The following is a 19,042-nucleotide window of genomic DNA, read 5'->3' on the forward strand; positions in this document are numbered from 1 at the left end:
CCAGCACGGTCAGCACGACTAAAATTTGAAATTATACGTTACAGACGGAATGGCGGTCGCGAAAACTGAATAGCGAATGGCTTCCGTTACGCGCGGATTATCGGCGTTCGGTTGGAAATACACGGAAAACGGGTTCTTACGGGCGTAGACGTTATAAACCGAGAATACCCAGTTATCGTCTTTCCGCTTGCCCGGCCGTTTGCGCCCCTGTAAGGTAGCGGCCAGATCGAGCCGGTGGTAGGCCGGAATGCGGTAGTTGTTCCGGGCATTATCGGTATTCTGCGGCACTACGTAGCCCTGGTACTCAAAGCGATTGGTGGGAAAGGTGCCGGGTGTTCCACTGGCCAGCGTGAAGGTGGCCGAGAAATTCCAGCGTTTGGCGTTGGGTGGATCGAGCAGCAGTACCGTTGTCAGCGTGTGCCGCTTGTCGAAGCGCGTTGGATACCAGTTATTGTTGTTGATCCCGTCTACCTGCCGCTCGGTCTTCGCCAGTGTGTAGCTCACCCAGCCGTTTACGACGCCTGTGTTGCGTTTCACGTAAAATTCAGCACCGTAAGCGCGTCCTTTGCCGCTCAGCAAATCACCTTCCAGGTACTTGTTCAGGATCAGGCTGGCTCCGTCGATGTAGTCGATCTGATTTTGCAGCCATTTGTAATAGACCTCTACCGAGGCTTCGTATTCGCTGCCCTTGCCGCTGGTGCCGCCGAAGTTCTTGAAATACCCCCCGGCCACCTGATCGGCAATCTGCGGTTTGATGTTGTTGGTCGAGGGTGTCCAGATGTCCAGTGGTGTCGACGCGGTTGTGTTGGAAACCAGGTGGATGTACTGTGCCATTCGGTTATAACTCAATTTCAGGGAGCTATTATCCGACAAATCCAGTTTGGTCGAAAAACGGGGCTCCCAGTTGCCATAGGTCTTGATCACCTCTCCGCCCCGATACCCTACGGTAGTAATCACCTCACGGCGGCTGCCTAGCGGCACGTCTGTCCGGAAGGTGTACGCTTCGCCCTGCCCAACATAGTTAAATAGCGAATAGCGAAGGCCGTATTGCAGCTGGAGTTTTGGGGTAATCTGCTGCTCATTGCCCACATAAAGAGCGGCTTCCATAGCCCGCTTGCTGGCTATACCAAACGTCCGGACGCTGCCCGAGCTGGCGGCTGTTGCGGTACCGGGCTGAAAATCATGCGCGATGACCTGACCGCCAAACGTGATGGTATTTTTGCCCAGAAATAGCGAGAAGTCCGGCTTCAGGCTGTAGTCGACAATACGGGAATCGGTCCGAAAAAAGTCGTTGGGGCGTTTCCCTTTCAGATCGGAGTTCAGGGAGTAATCGTAATTGCTGTAATACGCCGTTGTGTTCAGGAAAAGACGGTCGCTGAAAACGTGGTTCCAGCGGGCCGACAGCGTGGTGTTGCCCCAGTTAAAACCGAAGTCGGACCCGAACACATCGCGACCCAGATAACCCGACAGAAACACGGTGTTTTTATCGTTGATGCGGTAATTACCTTTCGCCGTAAGGTCGTAGAAGTAAAACTTGGCCCCTTTCAGGTCGCCGGTCAGGAACGGCTGGGCCAGCACGTCGGCATACGACCGGCGGGCCGCCACAATGAATGAACCTTTGCCCTTAAATAGCGGTCGCTCGTATGATAACCGGCTGAATATAAGGCCAATGCCGCCGTTTAATTCGGGTTTCTTGGCGTTGCCCTCTTTCAGGCGTACATCCAGAATAGACGCAATACGTCCGCCGTAATTGGCCGGAATACCCCCTTTTATCAGCTTTACATCTTTTACGGCATCGGGATTGAATACCGAGAAAAAACCGAACAGGTGTGAGGAGTTGTAGACGGGCGCTTCGTCCAGCAACACCAGGTTCTGATCGATGCTTCCTCCGCGTACGTTGAAACCCGTAGCGCCTTCGCCCACGGTCGATACGCCGGGCAGCAGCTGGATGCTCCGAATCACGTCGACTTCGCCCAGCAGAGCCGGAATCCGTTGCAGCGTTTTCACATCGATGCGGTTAACACTCATCTCAATGTTTTTGACGTTATCGTCTTCGCGCTTCGACGATACCACTACCTCCTGAAGCTGCTTGCCTTCCTGGCTCAGCTCGAGGTCAAGGCGTACGTTCCGATCGATCAGCTCTACCGTTTTCGTCTGTCGTGCGTAGCCAACATAACTAATGACCAGATTGTAATTTCCCGATGGCAGCGTAACGGCATAAAATCCGTAGCTGTTGGTTACGGCTCCGGTGCCCGTCTCTTTCACATAGACCGACACGCCAATGAGTCCTTCGCCGTTGCCGGCATCCTTTATGTAACCGCTAACAGTCAGGGCTGCTGCTCGACCGCCCTTCTCCGGTGTGTTGCCAATACTATTTGTTGCTGATGATGTCTGGGCTTTAATGGCTTGCAGCGGTATAAAAAAAAGCAGAAGGCCGCATAGCCAACTAGGTATAGTGTGTTTCATTGCGATTTCTATAAGCGACTTATCCACACGATAGTGGTTTCAGGTTGCTGACACAAAAGTACGTACGGCTCTATTAAGGACAGATAAAAAATAGATGAAGCATCTAAATACCAGGCTGAACGGCAGAGCCAATAGGATAAAACTAATACGTTGCTCGTAGTGACAGGCCGTTCAGGCGAGTTCTTAATTTAAGTTGGCCCGGATGTATAGGTGCTGGAAGGAACAAAGATAGCGGAGCAGAATAGCCTGGCGGGGCTGCTCAATGATTAATCTGTGTCAACGTTCAGAAAGTATGTATTCTGTATTTTGATAACAATTTGACCTGAGCGGACTTATATAAAGAGGGTACTTATAACACGTTGCCAGGCTGGTCATTTGTGCCTTTTTGTGTATTTTGCCAATGCTGGCCTAACGGCCAAAAACTCATTTACTTATGCTGGTAGTCTTCTCTCGGTACCGATTGTTTATTGGTGTTTTGGTCGTTTTTCTGTTAACGGCCACCACGCCCGACTCACCCGCTGATCAAATTGTGGGCCGGTGGCTGTTTCCATCCCAGGGTTCCAGCGTAGATGTTTACCGGAAAGGGAACCGCTATTTTGCTCGTGTGGCCGAAGTCGATCAGGCGGGTGAAAAAAACTATGGTTTGGTGAAAGATACCCTCCTGATTCGTGACTTGGGGTACAATGGAGAGCTTTGGACGGGCGGCCGGTTAATTCATCCCAAAACAGGTATTTCACTGAATGTGGAAATAGAAATGCAGGAATCCCACGCCATTACGGTGACGATCTATAAAGGCATCAAGCTGCTTCGGAAAACGTTTGTAATGACCCGCCAGACAGGCCAATAGTCCCTGTCATTCTCTCATTTACTGTCCTGCTTTTTTATTTTCCTGATTAAGGACCGGGCTTCCTTTTCATCAGTTTTCGGAAACTGGGTTGGCAGCGATTCCAGCAGTTCAGTCAGGATGTGCGCGATGATAAGCTGCTGATTAACGCGGTCGTCGCTGGGTATCACGTACCAGGGGTTTTGCCGGGTAGCTGTTGCGTTGAGGGTATCTTCGTAAGCCTTCAGGTAGTCGGGCCAGAATTCGCGTTCTTCCAGATCGTTTTCGCTCAGTTTCCACTGTTTTTCGATATCTTCCAGGCGGGCAATGAGCCGTTTTCCCTGCTCTTCTTTGTCTACGTGCAAATAGAACTTCACGATGGGAAATCCGTTGCGAAACAGATAATCCTCAAAGTGGACAATGTCGCCGAACCGTTGTTTCCAGAGCGTTTTTTCGTCGGTAGGCAACAGGTTTTCCGGAATATACTGCTCCTGTAAGCGTTCGGGGTGTACCCGCAGCGCCAGCACTTCCTCGTAATACGACCGGTTAAATACACCAATGTGGCCCCTTTCGGGTAGTTCCTGCCAGAAACGCCAAAGGAAATCGTGCTTCAAATCGCCTTCTTCCGGCTTTTTGAACGGGGCGATCTTGAAGCGGGAGGGATTCACACCCTTAAATACCCGACGGATGCTGCTGTCTTTTCCGGCAGCATCCATGGCCTGAAATACAACCAGCAAGCCGTAATGTTCATCGGCGTGCATGCGATTCTGTGCCTGATCCATGCGGTCAGCCAGTTCATCCAGCTGGCGACTCTGGTCTGCTTCATCGGTATAAAAAGGGTCGATGAGCGTGGGCGTTTCCTGGCTTAAAAACGGCCGTTTTTCATCGTATCGGAATTCCTTTGTGTTTATCTTTTTCATAGCGTTGGGTAAAAATGGACGTACAGTAAAGCGGCTGGAAAGCCGCCTGGTTCTATTATACGGTAGCCAGATGGCGGCTGGAAAGCCGCCTTACATTATTGAGCCTTAATAACGGCAATAAGTTTTTGCAGTTCTTTGAACCGCTTTTCGTCGGGTTCGGGATTTTCGATGGGCAGCTTCTTTAGCTCATCAATAATGATACTGCCTACCAGCAGGCGCATGTTCTTCTTGTCGTCGGCCGGAATAACGTACCAGGGGGCTTTGTCCGTAGCGGTTTCGGAGATGCAGGCTTCGTAGGCATCCTGATACGCATCCCAGAAGTCGCGCTCTTTCACATCGCCTTCCTCGAACTTCCAGTTTTTCTCCGGGTCCTCAATGCGGGCAATCAGCCGGTCGGCCTGTTCCTCTTTGGAAACGTGTAAATAAAACTTAACCGTTGGGAAGCCATTGCGGTATAAAAAGGTCTCCATGTCGCGGATAGCCTCATACCGGTGTTTGAAAAGTTTGTCGAGGTCTTCGGTTACTTTTTCGGGCAGCCGCTGGTTTTGCGTCAGAATTTCGGGGTGGACTTTCGTAACGAGGACTTCTTCATAATACGACCGGTTGAAAATGCCGATCTTGCCGCGCTCGGGCAGTTCGCGCCAGCTCCGCCACAGGAAATCATGGTCAAGTTCCTGATCTGTGGGTCGTTTGAACGAGTAAACCTGAACGCCCGCTGGATTGGTGCCCGTAAAAACGTTCTGAATGGTGCCGTCTTTCCCGGCTGCATCCAGCGCCTGAAATACCACTAACAGCCCATATCGGTTATGGGAATACATCCGCTCCTGCCATTTGTCGATCTCGGCGGCCTGTTGCCGAAGCAGGAGTTCATAATGCTCATCGTTTTCGTAGAGATCGTCTACTTTGGTGGGGGCTTTTTTTAGTTTGAAGGATTTGTCGCCGTCGTAACGGAAACGGCTGGTGTCGAAGTCTTTCACAGGCGGGGGGCGTAAACTTTACGCTTGACAGTTATGTTGTTCAGTTGACTTTACAACCACAAACCTAACGAATGGTTGCCATTACACTTCGTAAACAAGTTGCCGGATTGACCAGGTGGCTGTCATCGGCCTTTGGGCTGACCCGGAACACGCAAGCGGTACGGCAAGCAAAACAAACATTTATGACGACAAATCAAGCTGAAAACCTGGCCAAAGCGACCTTTGGAACAGGTTGTTTCTGGTGCACGGAAGCCCTATACGAATCGCTGGACGGCGTTATTGATGCCGTATCCGGCTACGAGGGGGGGCATAAGACCAATCCAACTTATAAAGAGGTTTGCACCGGCACAACGGGCCATGCCGAGTGTGTAGAGGTGACCTACGACCCGGCTAAAATTACGTATCAGGAATTACTGGAAGCCTTTTTCCGCAGCCATGATCCAACGTCACTCAACCGCCAGGGCGAAGACGTAGGTACACAGTACCGGTCGGTGATCTTTTATCATAACGACGAGCAAAAAGAACTGGCCGAAACAGCGAAAACGGAGTTGGACAAGGCGGGTGCTTATGACCGGCCAATCGTAACGGAAATCAGCCCTGCTGTTACCTTTTACGAAGCCGAAGCGTATCACCAGAGTTACTTTGCCAACAACCCGAATCAGGGATACTGCGCGTTTGTCATTGCGCCTAAAGTGGACAAATTCAAAAAGGTATTCAAAGAGAAACTGAAGCCTGCTGATCAAGTACTCAGCAAATAGGACGTTGCAGAAATGGACGGGTTACTGAATCCGAAGGGAGCCATCCTTTCGGATTTATTTGTTTAGGGAGATCTATAGCGTCTCTGCCAGGGTCATGCCGCAACCTCTTTCTGGGACTTCGCCTTAATCCTGCCGGTTAGGTTCTTCCGGTAGGCTCGTCCCAGGGGCAGGATGTATTTATGGATGAGTGCCGTCGACGAAGCGATAGATTGAAGGTGGTCTATATTAATGATGTAGCTGTTATGGATTCGGACAAAGCGCTCATCGAGGTCTTCCTGCATGCTGACAAGGGAGCGTTTGATGGTGTAAAGTTTATCTGCCGTCTTGATAAACATATAGTTTCGCTCGGAGTAGAGGTATAAAATATCCGCGAAATCGATACGGACCTTTCTGTTTTTGGCTACTCTGATAAATAGATAGTTAGTCAGAGGAGAGGCCGTTGCAGTGGGTATTGCCAGGAGTTGGTCAATGATAGACTGAAGGGTGAGGTAGTGAAACGGTTTAATGATGTGACCACCTACACCGATCCGTTTTGTCTGTTCATAATAGGTCTTTTCTGTACAGTTCGTGACCATGATAAATCGGCTACTCTGGTCTGAGAAATCACGAAGTAAATCCAGCCCTTTTGGGGAATTGTCCAGAAAGAGGTTACAAAGTATAATAGCAGGGGTATGGTCGATGATTATTTTATGAGCCATTTCTACTGTTGTCACCACCATCGGCTTTTCGTAGCCAATATTCTCAACAGATTGTTTCAATAAGGAAGCCTCCGCCTGATCATCTTCCACAATAAGTATATCGATTGCCTGTTTAGCTATCATCGTAGTTCTTCGATTAATATAATCAGTTCGATCTATTATCCTATGTTTTATGTATCTAGGTAGCGGTCTAAAGTATATATATAATATTGGATAATATTTTATCCTTATATCACGGATTTCAAATGCTAGTTGATTTTGCTCCTAATTCGATTTATAATGTTCTGTATGGTATTAACCGTCATTTATCTATTCAGCTTCACTACATAAAAAATGCCCTTTTTGGGCGGGCTGCAGCGGACATTATGATCGAATAAAAACGTGTTTTGATTGGTCTGTCTAGTTCAATGCAACAAAGGAGCTTCTCATACAAGTTGGCTTAAATAGAGTATAGCAGACTTCAAATAGAAATAAAGTGGCTTACTTGAGTAGCAGTGTTTGTCTTGGAAGGAATATGTCAAAAATTATATACACAGGTAAAGATCAACGGTCCAAACCTCTATCTTTAAAAATATATAGTGCCATAAGGTGACCAATAGGTTATAAAAGACTCTATAGTGGTATCGTCCGAATAAAATATTGTAATGTTTCTGTTTAATTTAAAGAATTGACTTATTGTATTTAGACGGTAGATAAGATGTACTGTTTAAATACTTACAATATTATTTGACCGATTAATAAGTGAGGTGGTTCTACTCTTGGTACCCCAATCGATTCGCATTTACTTTGTCCCAGGTTTTAACATAAATCAGTTCAGTCTCATGAAAAAATTCAACTTTTGTTTTTTATTAGTTCTCGGGTTATTAGCAGGAACTCAGTCATTCGCTCAACTTGCCATCGACAAAGGAACGAAGTTTGTTAACCTTGGTATTGGTGTTGGCGGATATGGATATTATTCCGGTGGGGGGGGGATTGGCCTCAACGCAGCCGCTGATTTTGGCGTAGCTAAAAATATCACTGTAGGTGGTGTAGTGGGCTACAGAAGCTACGGTAGTGTTGGAACGTATAAATATAACTCATTTGATATTGGTGCCCGGGGCTCTTATCACTTCAATGATCTCCTTAATTTAACCACCGATAAAGCGGACCTGTATGCAGGGATTGGCCTTTCATACTTCTCTTTTTCGTATGGTGGCTATCTTGATAGTTATGGCACCGTTTATTTGCCTATTCACATTGGTGGCCGTTACTTCTTCTCTGAGAAATTAGGTGGTTTTGCTGAGTTGGGTTCCAGCCTGGCAACGCTTAAGTTAGGCTTGACGCTTAAATTGTAATAGCTTCAATCGGCCACTTCGAGAGGCCAGTAGTAGTTATTTTTCAGTGCCCCCACACAATCCTGGCTACCAAATGGCCGGGATTGTTTGTTTTCTGGCCTTGTTAAAGCCTGCCGCTACTGAAATTCTTACGTCCGGCCAGTGGTTGATTGTTTACGTCTCCCCAAACAACTAACTGGCTTTCTTCTACAGGGTCACCCCGGCCAGTACAGCAGGGAAATTCGATAGTATTCTATTCGCGGAGCGATGCTTTCCCCGGGCGACGGTATACGGTAACTCACTTCACGTTTTCCTACGCGCAGTATTTACTCTTGATCGCTTTTGCTTCTACTAAAAGTAAGTCGGACACCACTGGAGGTACACTCTCCGTTATTGGGTGAATTGTGTTAACATGAAGATGGGCACAGATTTTCAGATCGCTAGAAACAACCGCTCACGATTCGAATTCTTCTATGGGGCTGGGGTCCGTTATCAATCCTCGGGCATAGATTATACCTTCTTCGAACATGGGCCCAACCCTGCCTCCAGTTGTAAGGTATTAGTAAACGTATTGCCTGGAATAGCCTTGAAACGATAGCAGGCCGATCGTGAGCCTGAAGCTACTGTTGTCTTTCGTTGATTAAAAAATTTGGGCTCCAAATTCCGCTTAATTTTAGCTGGCAACGGCACTCCATTTTCATAAGCGTCAATAAGTATATATTCTCTGTTCTGGCTAAATCGTATTCCTTTAGCGATACCAAGACCAGCTATCAGAATTCCCGGCCAACTAAACGAAAGCCCCGTCGGGGATGTAGCCGGTGTATAACGGGTCGAACTTCCAAATGAACCAATTGTGCCAAGTGCAGCCAAAAATCCATTGGACACATCACGTACTAACTTCGCCATGACGATGCCGCTACCTATTGATAGAATCCCCAGCACAATATTACCGGCACTGCCACCCTGTCTTCTGCTGAATAAACGGTGAATTGCCCGAACTGTATCGCTATGCAGGATTGCTGCGACAGTCATGAGTACTGGCTTGCTTACAGGCGTGTTTAGGGTATCTGGTACAACCCCGGACGCGCTTGCTAAGGACTCTGCAGCAACCGCAGACGGATTGATTAATGTGTCCGAAAGAATTGGAATAGTTGCTGGCTTAAGCTGAGCAGACGACACAAGATGCCTTCCATTAAGCCGACGTTGAATTTCTGCCGGTAGGGGTGTGCCCCTTTCATAGGCGGCAAGCAGGTCAATTTCCTTTTTCTTCTCAAATCGTATCAATTTAGAGATACCTACGCTTACAATAAGGCTGCCTGGCAGACTGGATAAGACATAGGTTGGGAATGATGGAGAACGGCTTGGCGAGTTAAACGAATAAGTCCCATTGTTTGCACTACCTCCAATCACACCAGCGTCTGTCAATCTTATTCCGGCTGAAAGTGCATACAGACCCAAACCGATGTTTACGACACCACCTATACGTCTGGCACGAAATAGATGGTGAATACCTCTTGTCGTATCTCTCTTCAATACAAATTCGTTGGTTACATTGTCCGGAATGGGTAGAGATTGTGCTTGTATGGATAATGAAAAGCCGATACCCATCAGCAATAGGAGTAACCATCTCGATAAAACTAAAGAACGAGTTGTCCGGTACGTATGCATGTCAGGTATTATTGAATATGGTGGGATAAATGGTTCCAGAGCAGCCTGCTCCGTCAGAAACAGAGTCAATGGCCAAAGATATGTTTATTGACAGGGATGAATACTTGCAGTTGATTTTCGGCACGCATAAGTTGACGAACGGTGCTTTTTTGCCCAAGTCTCCGTTTAGTGACCGCGGCACATGACAGGTGTTGAAGGACTTATTGCCGCCCTGGACAGCCTGATCAGTTAAAAAATCAACTGCTCCGTCAGATGATAACATCAAATGGACGACAACGAAAAAAGGCCCTGACATCCATCCGTGTCAGGGCCTTTTTTCGTTGTCAGTTATCTACTTGCTCGCCACTTCTTTCAGAGTCTTTACGCCCATATTCCAAAGGATGAAAGCATAAATATCGGCGGTGGTTTCGATGTTCTTTTTCGTGTTGCTGGCACCGTGGCCCGAATTAGTATCGATTCGGATCAAGACCGGGTTTGCTCCTTTATATGTCTCCTGTAACGTAGCCGCATATTTAAACGAGTGCGCCGGTACAACCCGGTCATCGTGGTCGGCGGTGGTGATCAGGGTTGCGGGATAGTTGATTCCCGGCTTGATGTTCTGAATGGGCGAATAGGCATACAGCGCCTTAAACTCATCGGCATTGTCGCTGCTGCCGTAGTCGGCGATCCAGTTCCAGCCGATGGTGAACTTATGGAACCGGAGCATGTCCATCACGCCCACCTGTGGAATGGCCACCCGGAAAAGATCGGGCCGCTGATTCATGACCGCGCCCACCAGCAGGCCGCCGTTCGAACCGCCCTGAATGGCCAGTTTGGCCGGGCTGGTATATTTCTGAGCAATCAGGTATTCGGCTGCGGCAATGAAATCATCAAAAACGTTTTGTTTTTTTAGCTTCATCCCCTGCTCATGCCATTTCTCGCCATATTCACTGCCACCCCGTAAGTTGGCCTGCGCATAAACGCCACCCTGCTCCAGAAATGGAATTCGGAGCGGACTGAAGCCCGGCGGCAGGCTCACATTGAAACCACCGTAGCCATAAAGCAGGGTTGGGTTTGTACCGTCGAGTTTCAGCCCTTTCCGGTAAGTCAGGAACATAGGCACTTTGGTGCCGTCTTTACTGGTGTAAAACACCTGTTTCGTTTCGTAATCGGTGGGCGTAAAGTCAACTTCGGGCGCACGAAACACCGTGCTTTTTCGGGTCGCGATATCGTACCGGTAAATCGTTGGCGGAAAGGTGAAGGATGTAAACGTGTAGAACACAAACGTATCCTCTTTTTCGCCCCCGAAGCCGCTCGTCGAACCAATGCCCGGCAGTTTGACTTCCCCTTCCGACTTACCATTATAGTCGAACTGTTCGACTTTAGAGGTTACGTCTTTAGCGTATTCGACAAATAGTTTTCGACCAGCCGCACGAACACTTCCTTCGGCAATGGGCTCCGGCTTCTCGCCGATGAGGGTTGAAAACGCCTTCTTTTTTGTGTCGAAAGCAACCACTTTGTTGTTGGGCGCTTTTTCGTTGGTTAGAATCAGGAGCCGGTCGCCATCGTTGTCAATGACATCGTAGCTGAAATCGGTGATCTCGGACACGAGGGGTTGAAACGTTTTTTGTGCAGTACCTGACCTGGCGTCGAGATACAGGAGTGAGTTGCCCGCCTTCCCCTGTCCACGGTCGCTGATGGATAAAATGGCGAACCGTTCGTCGTCGGTTGTACTCAGAATATGGAACCGCTGCGGGTGGCTGGGATCTTCATACACCAGCCGGTCGGCCGACTGGGGCGTATTTAGTTTGTGAAAGAACACCTGGTGGTTTTCGTTTTTGGCGGCCAGGGCACTGCCTTCCGGTTTGGGATATCGGCTGTAGTAAAAGCCATCACCCTGCCAGGCCGCTCCCGATACTTTCACCCATTCAATTTTGTCGGGTAAGTACGTTTTGGTCGTTAGGTCCATTACCTGATATTCCTGCCAGTCGGAGCCTCCTTTCGATAAGCCGACGATGGCGTATTTGCCATCTCCCGAGAGAGAAAAAGCGCCTAAGCGCGTTGTGCCGTCGGTCGAGAGTTTGTTTGGGTCGATAACGAGTTCGGGTTTCGCGGATGCGTCTGCCCCGGCACCGAGGCCTTTCTGCCGGTATAATACGGCCTGGTTCTGAAGGCCGTCGTTTTTATAGAAATAAAACCACCGCTCCGTCTTGCTGTTTCCCTTGCCAAACGGTGCAGAATATTTTGGGTAGTTGTAAACCTGCTCCAGCCGGTCCTGTAGCTGCCTGCGGTAGGGAATCTGGGACAGATAGTCGAAGGTGACTTTGTTTTCGGCTTTTACCCAGTCGGCTGTTTCCGTTGACCGATCGTCTTCCAGCCATCGATAGGGATCCGCTACCGGAGTGCCATGGTAGGTATCGACCTGATCGGTTTTTCGGGCAACGGGGTAGGTAATAGGGCTTGTTGTCTGGCCCAATACTGCAGACGAACTCAACATAAGGAGCAATCGTGATAAGGTATGAAAACGCATAGACAGAAATTTGTTCGTGTGGTGATGAAATGGATGACTAGTTACAGCCGCTGGCCCAAAAAAACAAATAAGTAACCGGAGGAGGTGGATTCTTCGGTCGCCCGTCAGAACCGGCCCCACTCGTATTTATTTCGTCACTTGGTTTGGATATTTAGTAAATAGATAGCTCATTTACAGTAACCTTCCTATAGCTGTACGCGAGAGTGATGCGAATTATATGTTGCATCTGTGTTCAATTATTCATCTGTTGCCTGTGGCAACAGACAGGACGGTCGCAACCGGTCGTAGCTATTCCTCCTCCCGTATACCGGATAGACCATACGGGTGTGAACGATGGCCTGACGCAGGGGTCGGTCTATTACATGCTGAAGGATAGCCGGGGGTTTATGTGGTTCGGTACGCAGGATGGCCTGAACCGTTACGACGGGCATCATTTTCGTACGTTTCGCCCCTCGTTGGGTAAGAATGGGGTCGTTCTGCCGGGTACGATTCGGGGTATCAACGTTTTTGGTATTGTTGAGGATACCGATGGCAATCTATGGGTTGGCACCGAAGAGGGACTCAACCGCTACGACCGCCAGCGCGATCGGTTCGATTGTTTTTTTACCAATACATCGGCTAAGAACAAGAAGAAAGTCGTTAGCCGCATACTTCCGTTTTTTGTCAACCAAACCGAATTACTCTATTTGAGCGATGCCGAAGGCCTGGTTCGTTTCGACTACCGAAAGGGGCAAAAGACCATCCTGTCGACCTCGCTTCACCCCACCCGCGAATATGATCTGCAGAGCTCTACCGTCCGAACGCCCTCGGGCGACATATGGCTGCATGCCCCCATGGGCATCATGCGGTACAACATTCGTGAAAAGACCCTTTTTCATTATTTCAGCAACCATCCCCAGAACAAATTTGGGCCACCCAGGGTCGTATTTTCTTTTTTCATCGATAAAGATCATGTCGCTTGGATCGGTACCAATGGCGGGCTCATTCGCTTTGATTACCGCCGGCTGGCCTACCAGGCCTACGATAAAATAGGGACAAAACCCATCAGTGCTATTTATAGTATTGCATCCGACCAGCGCGGTCGGCTCTGGCTGGGCACACAGGAGGACGGGGTTGTCAATTTCGAGAAACGGTCTCAGCTGTTTGGGCGGGTAGCCGACTTTGCCAACAATAGCCGACGGTTGAAAGAATTTAAGATCAGTAAGGTTTATGTCGATAATTTGGGCATTATCTGGGCAAACACAGATCCTGATGGGCTGGCTCGCATTCTACCCGATGCGTTCCTGTTTGGGGGGCTTGTTAAGCGTCAGGTAACGGATACGCTGCCGGCCATTCAGAAACTAAGCAACTACTCGATTCGGGGCTTTCTGGAGGAGCGATTTGACCGGCTTTGGGTACTGACTGAGAATGGTATTAATGTCATCGATCCGCGCAGCAATCGAATTATCGAACGTCACCTGACAAAGGCACCGATAAAAACGGGTCTCTCCCGAACCATCATCAAAAGTCTTTACCGCGATCCGCAACGGCGCATCTGGGTTGGGGTGACGGGCGGGGTGCTGAGCTACCAACCGAATACAAAAACATTCACGCCCATTCTGTTCGCTTCGTCCACAACGAGCCTGGTCGGCGATAATTTTGTTCGGAATATGGTCAGCATTTCGGACTCGGTGCTGCTGGCGGCTACCGAAAACGGGGTGTATGCCCTTAACACAAAACGACGAAGCTGGACGAAAGTGCCGGTGCTGGCCAACGAAAACATTTTCAGTTTGTCGTATAATCCAGTAGCGCATCAGCTTTGGGTAGGCACCTTCTTGAATGGCTATTACTGTTACCAGTTGCCCGAGCCAACCGATGCGAACGGAATTTCTAACGGCGGGAAGGCCTGGAAGTTCATCAAGTCTGGGTTGAAAGGATATACTGTATTGAATATTCGACCCGACACCAGTCAGCAAACGATCTGGCTTTCCTGCGACCGCGGGCTGGTGGCACTGACTGACCAGACCAATCGCTTTCGGCTATACACCGAGCGGCAGGGGCTGGCCAATTCATTTGTGTACGGAACGCTGGTCGATGCCCAGAACAACATCTGGATGAGCACAAACCGGGGTATATCACGCCTTGATCCATCGACCCAAACGATCAAAAATTTCAGAATCAATGATGGCCTGCAGGGGTACGAATACAATGGTAATGCGTTTATGAAATCGGCCTCCGGCGAACTGTATTTTGGCGGTGTCAATGGGTTTAACCGCTGTTTTCCCGATGCGTTTCGAAGTAGCTCATTTAACCCGTATGTCCATATTTATTCGTTAAGTGTCAATGAGGAGCCCTTTGTGAGCGATACCTACGTTGGCGAAGCCCGACGGATCGTGCTTGATCATACGCAAAACACAATTTCGCTGGAATTTGCCGCCCTCGATTATGCCAGCAACGGACATAACACCTACCAGTACCAGCTCAAAAACTACGACGATCGTTGGGTAATGGCGGGCGAGCGCAACTATGTCCGCTATGCCAATCTGCCCCCCGGCAATTATACCTTTCAGGTAAAAGCCGCCAATCTGGATGGGCACTGGAGCACCCATACCCAAACCCTGGCCATTCATATTGAGCCGCCGTTCTGGCTGAAATGGCCGTTCATTTTGCTGGTCCTGCTCTTGCTGGTGGCTGCGGTTTGGTTATGGATACGGGAGCGGGAGAACAGTATCCGTAAGCAGCAGGCCGCCCAGCTCCGGCTGGCCTATGACATTCAGGAACAGGTGAAAAAAGATATTGCCCGGGATATTCACGATGAAATTGGTACCCGGCTGGCGACTATAAAACTATACACCACGCAGCTCACCCATCAGGCTGGTGAAACACTGCCCATTCTGGCACTCAAAACAACGATCTTTCAATTGATTAATGATACCATCAGCGATGTCCGGAATCTGCTTCGCAAACTGAACCCCCAAACGCTGGAACGACATGGGTATATAGCTGCTGTAGAGGAATTGTTTTCCCGGATAACAGCCAGTGGCGTTGTCAATGCGCTGTTCGAACCGATTGAGCTAAGCGAGCAGAGCAGCCGATTTGCGGTCGATACCGAAGTGATGTTGTATCGAATAACGCAGGAGTTGCTCAGTAACTCAATCAAGCATGCCAACGCCGATCAGATCGAACTGCACATGGTTCGGCAAGCCGACCGGATCATTCTCGTTTATCAGGATAACGGGCGCGGCTTTCAGTACGAACAAACCCAAAAGAAATCCTCCGGGCTGGGCATTGGAAATATTGAATCGAGAGTGGCGATTCTGGGTGGACGAATTGCCTGGCAAACACAGCCCGGACAGGGTGTTCAAGCCACTATTGAGGTGCCTGTACGTTTTGCGGATAAGCGGCCAGCCGGCAAGTTGCAAACCAATAGTTTCTTACCTGATTAGGGAGTATACTCGATACGGGGAGTAATACGCGGAATTAAGCCGTTTGCATCATGACGCAACAGCATTTCGAACAGCAGCACGGTAGCAGCCGCGTCGCCCTGAGCCCGGTGACGGCCATTCAGCGGAATTTCCAGTGAACGGCAAAGCTTACCCAAACTGTAGGACGGATGGCCCGGAAGCAGTTTGCGGCTCGTACGAACGGTGCAGAGCGTCCGGCGAAAAAAGTCATGCCCCAGCCAGTTCAGCTCTTTCTGAATAAACCCAAAATCAAACCCCACATTATGGGCCACAAAAATGGCATCCTTAGTGATGTCAAGAACCTCATTTGCCACATCGGAAAACGTCGGTGCATTCTCAACCATTTCATTGGAGATACCCGTCAGATGGCGGATAAATGGCGGAATGGGACAGCCCGGGTTGAGCAGCGAGTGGAATGAGTCGACCACCTGCTGCCCGTCGTGGCGGAAGATGGCAATTTCGGTAAGCCGAGTGGGGCCTTTGATGCCTCCAGTCGTTTCAACGTCAACGATACAATACACAAACGAATAGTTTACGGCAGTTTATGACCTTCGATGGGGTGGGCAACTGCCTCAACCTGACTTAAAATCACCATCGAATTCCGTAAACAATGAACCGAATACAGTATAAAGGTACATGTTTAACGTGAAGCCTGCAATGAACGGTTCCGCACAGGCTGTTTGTCGTGCCCCGGCCGTACAACAACGCCTTCCCGAATGAGCCGTAAGGCATAATCCAGCACATAATCGCGGTTGCTCATCAGGTCATCAAAATTACGGGTCACGATAAAGTCCGGTTCAACCGTAAAGCCGTTGGCACGGTCCGTCTCAACGGCGTGGGTCAATTTCTTAAGGGGGATGCGCACCTGAAGTTTGGAATTAGGCAGGGTAACGGTTTTGAAATGCCCCGCAAAATCACCCCAGTAGGCACTGCCGCTGGCTTCGCCCACAAAAGTGCCCATGCCCGCATCAAGCGTTTTGGCCAGTACCGATGTCGTTGCCGAAAACGACGCGCCATTCATCAGAAAGTACAGATTGCCGGAAAAAGCATCCCGATGCCGTGGCCGATACCGACGGTTGCTCGAACGACTGGCAAAGCCCCCCCGGCTGTTGGCCCGGTACTGAAGACTGAAGTTAAGAGCCGAGAAAGGATTCCAGCGGGTAACGAGTTCGGCACGGGCCGCTTTCTTCATCTCTTCCTGATTCATGATCCGAAACGGCTTTGGCATCCAGTACCGCAGCAAACGGGCCGAGTTGACCACAATTCCTCCTCCATTTCCCTGCATATCAATGACCAGATTTTGTACATTTTCCTCCCGAATTTGCTTGAACGCCCGTTTCAGCCGACGGTTAAACGCCCACTGGAACGGATCTTTCTTTTTAATACCCATGAAGGTAGAAATGCGCAGAACGGCCGTGTGGGTGAGGGTATCGACCATGCGCACAGAGAGATTTGGCCGACGGTCAATTTCGGCTCCATAACGGCGCTGCATCCGGGTGCGGAAGGTATCCAGACTCAGGCACCGGATCTGCTTTTGCTGAACGAGCGTGTCACCTGCAAGTCGGCAAGTGATCGTAACGGAATCGGCTGAACCAAACCAGGCGGCATAATAATCGGCAAACTGGACCAGACTCCACTGACGACGCCCGGTCAGGTTATCGCCATCGGAGCCCGAGTGGTCAGCTTCCATCAGTTCCCGGTGTATGTCGGCCACGGACCGCCCGTTAATGGTTAGCAGTTCCGTGCCGCGCTGGAGTGTAGAGTCCGACGATACATTATGGCTGATATAATACTGCGATTCGACGGGCCGGATGTAGAAGGGCAAAAAACGCGTGGATTTGCCGATGTAATTTTTTCGGTGGTTCAGGTTGGTATGACCATCCTTAATGGCAGACACCAGCGGGCTGACATGATGAAAAAAGGCCAGGTAGTCGATGGGCGAGGTTAGCCGATTGTATAACGAGTCATACAATTGCTCCATCCGGGCGTGAGGAGTGTAATAACCCATGCCCGGATGGAGCAAATCGAGTTTTCGTTTCAAATAACTTAGATCGGTACGGGTCTGGGCCGGTGTGAGCACCTGGGCCAATGAAAGCTGTAAACCTAAGCTGATAAATACACCAAGTAGAGTTAGCGTTTTTTTAATCTTCATCGTTCACGTTACGGTCAAAGAAGCTCTATAGGGCTTCTCGGCATTTGTTCCGTGAAGATAAACTTTGGCGCAACTATAATCAATGATATTTGTTCAATACTTCATTAAAATTTCGTGGCCGGTCCTTTTCCATCCTCAATCAACTGTCTTTCCGGTGCGGAATAACGGTCCAGTGCTTCACACCGGGCAGATGATCGGCCACGATTGCCCCGGCGACTTCTTCCAGATTTTCTTCATTGGTGGTAAAGAACAGGCTTTTCGACTGGTCATTATCCTGCGTTGTCCGAACCTCATAATATTCATTATGATGTTCAATTGCGTGTTTTTCAACAAGTTGGTACTGTGCCATAGTAGATGAATAGTTTGGTAACGATAACTCGTAATCGGGAAGGATGGTTATCCAAGGAGTGTAATTAATACGGCTCCTCCTACCATGATCACTGCGCCAATCAGCTTTCGAAGAATTCCCTGTTCATTAAAAAAACGGTAGCCGAAAAAAACGCTGATCAAAGCTGAAATCTGGAACAGGGCCAGCGCATAGCCGACGGGCATATTGGCCAATGCTACATTGCTTACCAGTTGCGAGATCCCCGCTGTAATGCACAAAGCGAGATAGGTGGTTTTCTGCGAAAAAAGTAATCTCGTCTGCGCCCACCAGGTTGCCCGCATTGTCAGGGCAATCCAGACAAACGTGAAGCCAAAACCCAGCAGGCACCAGTAAAAGAAGGCCGTGGTTGGCGTCGAAAGCAGAATCGCTTTTTTGAGGAATGTGCCGTCGATAGCCGAAAAGACCAGCGCGGCCAGCCGTAACTTTATTTCCGGCCGTTTCCAGAGGGGTACAAGGCTCGTTTGCTCAGAGGAGCTTTCCCTTCGCCGATCGTTCAGGACCACATAGCTGCCGGCAATGATCAACAGCATGCCGATCAGTCCCCACCAGCCGGGAATTTCGTGGAGCAGGAACATGCTGAACAGCATACCGACCACCGCTTTATAGGCATTGATAGGCCCCAGCACCGATAAATCGCCCAGGCCAATGGCCCTGACCAGAAAAACGTTGCCGAACATGGCAAATAAACTGGTGAACACCATATTGGGCCAGAAGGCATCCGGCAGATCGGCAAAACGAAGCTGCGGCCAGAATGCCAGACAGGTCAGCGTCAGCACACCATAGGTGACTGCCATAATAAACAGCGGATTGGCCAGTCGCTGCGTCAACTGTTTCTGAAAGACATTCTGAAGCGGATTGACCAGAATACGGGTCAGAACGGCAAACGATGTGACGGTAACGATGGTTAGCAGCATAGGGAGACCCTTA

The 19,042-nt window shown here is 49.5% G+C and carries 14 protein-coding genes; 4 read left to right on the forward strand and 10 right to left on the reverse strand.

What is annotated here, in order from left to right; all coding sequences use genetic code 11:
* Nucleotides 1-18: 18 nt before the first annotated feature.
* On the reverse strand, nucleotides 19-2,466 hold the full coding sequence (locus ACYVK4_RS22640) for a TonB-dependent receptor (protein ID WP_461129842.1): 2,448 nt from the start codon (nucleotides 2,464-2,466) through the stop codon (nucleotides 19-21).
* 433 nt (nucleotides 2,467-2,899) lie between these two features.
* Between ACYVK4_RS22640 and ACYVK4_RS22645 the strand changes: the two genes are divergently transcribed.
* Nucleotides 2,900-3,313, forward strand: a complete 414-nt coding sequence (locus ACYVK4_RS22645; RefSeq protein ID WP_461129843.1) for a DUF2147 domain-containing protein — start codon at nucleotides 2,900-2,902, stop codon at nucleotides 3,311-3,313.
* A gap of 14 nt (nucleotides 3,314-3,327) precedes the next feature.
* On the opposite strand, the gene ACYVK4_RS22650 is transcribed toward ACYVK4_RS22645, so the two are convergent.
* On the reverse strand, nucleotides 3,328-4,209 hold the full coding sequence (locus ACYVK4_RS22650; RefSeq protein ID WP_461129844.1) for a PPK2 family polyphosphate kinase: 882 nt from the start codon (nucleotides 4,207-4,209) through the stop codon (nucleotides 3,328-3,330).
* 95 nt (nucleotides 4,210-4,304) lie between these two features.
* Nucleotides 4,305-5,186: a PPK2 family polyphosphate kinase gene (locus tag ACYVK4_RS22655; RefSeq protein ID WP_461129845.1), complete on the reverse strand. Its 882-nt coding sequence runs from the start codon at nucleotides 5,184-5,186 to the stop codon at nucleotides 4,305-4,307.
* A gap of 182 nt (nucleotides 5,187-5,368) precedes the next feature.
* On the opposite strand from ACYVK4_RS22655, the gene msrA reads away from it, so the two are divergent.
* Entirely contained in the window at nucleotides 5,369-5,944 is a 576-nt protein-coding gene (msrA, locus tag ACYVK4_RS22660; RefSeq protein ID WP_461130357.1) for a peptide-methionine (S)-S-oxide reductase MsrA, read from the forward strand.
* 92 nt (nucleotides 5,945-6,036) lie between these two features.
* Here msrA and ACYVK4_RS22665 read toward each other — a convergent pair whose 3' ends face one another.
* On the reverse strand, nucleotides 6,037-6,765 hold the full coding sequence (locus ACYVK4_RS22665) for a LytR/AlgR family response regulator transcription factor (RefSeq protein ID WP_461129846.1): 729 nt from the start codon (nucleotides 6,763-6,765) through the stop codon (nucleotides 6,037-6,039).
* Between the two features lie 698 nt (nucleotides 6,766-7,463).
* On the opposite strand from ACYVK4_RS22665, the gene ACYVK4_RS22670 reads away from it, so the two are divergent.
* Nucleotides 7,464-7,976 (forward strand): hypothetical protein, encoded by a 513-nt coding sequence (locus tag ACYVK4_RS22670; RefSeq protein ID WP_461129847.1) that lies wholly within the window; start codon nucleotides 7,464-7,466, stop codon nucleotides 7,974-7,976.
* 489 nt (nucleotides 7,977-8,465) lie between these two features.
* Here the strand turns inward: ACYVK4_RS22670 and ACYVK4_RS22675 are convergent, their stop codons facing one another.
* Both ACYVK4_RS22675 and ACYVK4_RS22680 read right to left on the reverse strand, forming a co-directional pair.
* Nucleotides 8,466-9,623, reverse strand: a complete 1,158-nt coding sequence (locus ACYVK4_RS22675) for a hypothetical protein (RefSeq protein WP_461129848.1) — start codon at nucleotides 9,621-9,623, stop codon at nucleotides 8,466-8,468.
* Between the two features lie 331 nt (nucleotides 9,624-9,954).
* Complete coding sequence (locus ACYVK4_RS22680; protein ID WP_461129849.1) at nucleotides 9,955-12,099, reverse strand: prolyl oligopeptidase family serine peptidase; 2,145 nt, start codon at nucleotides 12,097-12,099, stop codon at nucleotides 9,955-9,957.
* Between the two features lie 239 nt (nucleotides 12,100-12,338).
* Here ACYVK4_RS22680 and ACYVK4_RS22685 point away from each other — a divergent pair, with 239 nt between their 5' ends.
* The gene (locus tag ACYVK4_RS22685; RefSeq protein WP_461129850.1) at nucleotides 12,339-15,557 is read left to right on the forward strand and encodes a ligand-binding sensor domain-containing protein; all 3,219 of its coding nucleotides are present in this window, start codon (nucleotides 12,339-12,341) and stop codon (nucleotides 15,555-15,557) included.
* Here the strand turns inward: ACYVK4_RS22685 and ACYVK4_RS22690 are convergent.
* The 4 genes from ACYVK4_RS22690 to ACYVK4_RS22705 form a co-directional block, all read right to left on the reverse strand.
* Nucleotides 15,554-16,096, reverse strand: coding sequence for a 3'-5' exonuclease (locus ACYVK4_RS22690; protein ID WP_461129851.1), 543 nt, complete (start codon nucleotides 16,094-16,096; stop codon nucleotides 15,554-15,556). The two genes, ACYVK4_RS22685 and ACYVK4_RS22690, sit on opposite strands and share 4 nt — an antisense overlap.
* A 119-nt stretch (nucleotides 16,097-16,215) precedes the next feature.
* Nucleotides 16,216-17,727 carry a S41 family peptidase gene (locus ACYVK4_RS22695; RefSeq protein ID WP_461129852.1) on the reverse strand — a complete coding sequence of 504 codons (1,512 nt, stop codon included), beginning with the start codon at nucleotides 17,725-17,727 and terminating at the stop codon, nucleotides 16,216-16,218.
* A 139-nt stretch (nucleotides 17,728-17,866) separates the two neighbouring features.
* A complete protein-coding gene (locus ACYVK4_RS22700; protein WP_461129853.1) occupies nucleotides 17,867-18,076 on the reverse strand; it encodes a hypothetical protein in 210 nt (69 codons plus the stop codon).
* 47 nt (nucleotides 18,077-18,123) lie between these two features.
* Nucleotides 18,124-19,029, reverse strand: a complete 906-nt coding sequence (locus tag ACYVK4_RS22705) for an EamA family transporter (RefSeq protein WP_461129854.1) — start codon at nucleotides 19,027-19,029, stop codon at nucleotides 18,124-18,126.
* Nucleotides 19,030-19,042: the final 13 nt, after the last annotated feature.

The sequence above is a fragment of the Spirosoma aerophilum genome, assembly GCF_054782495.1.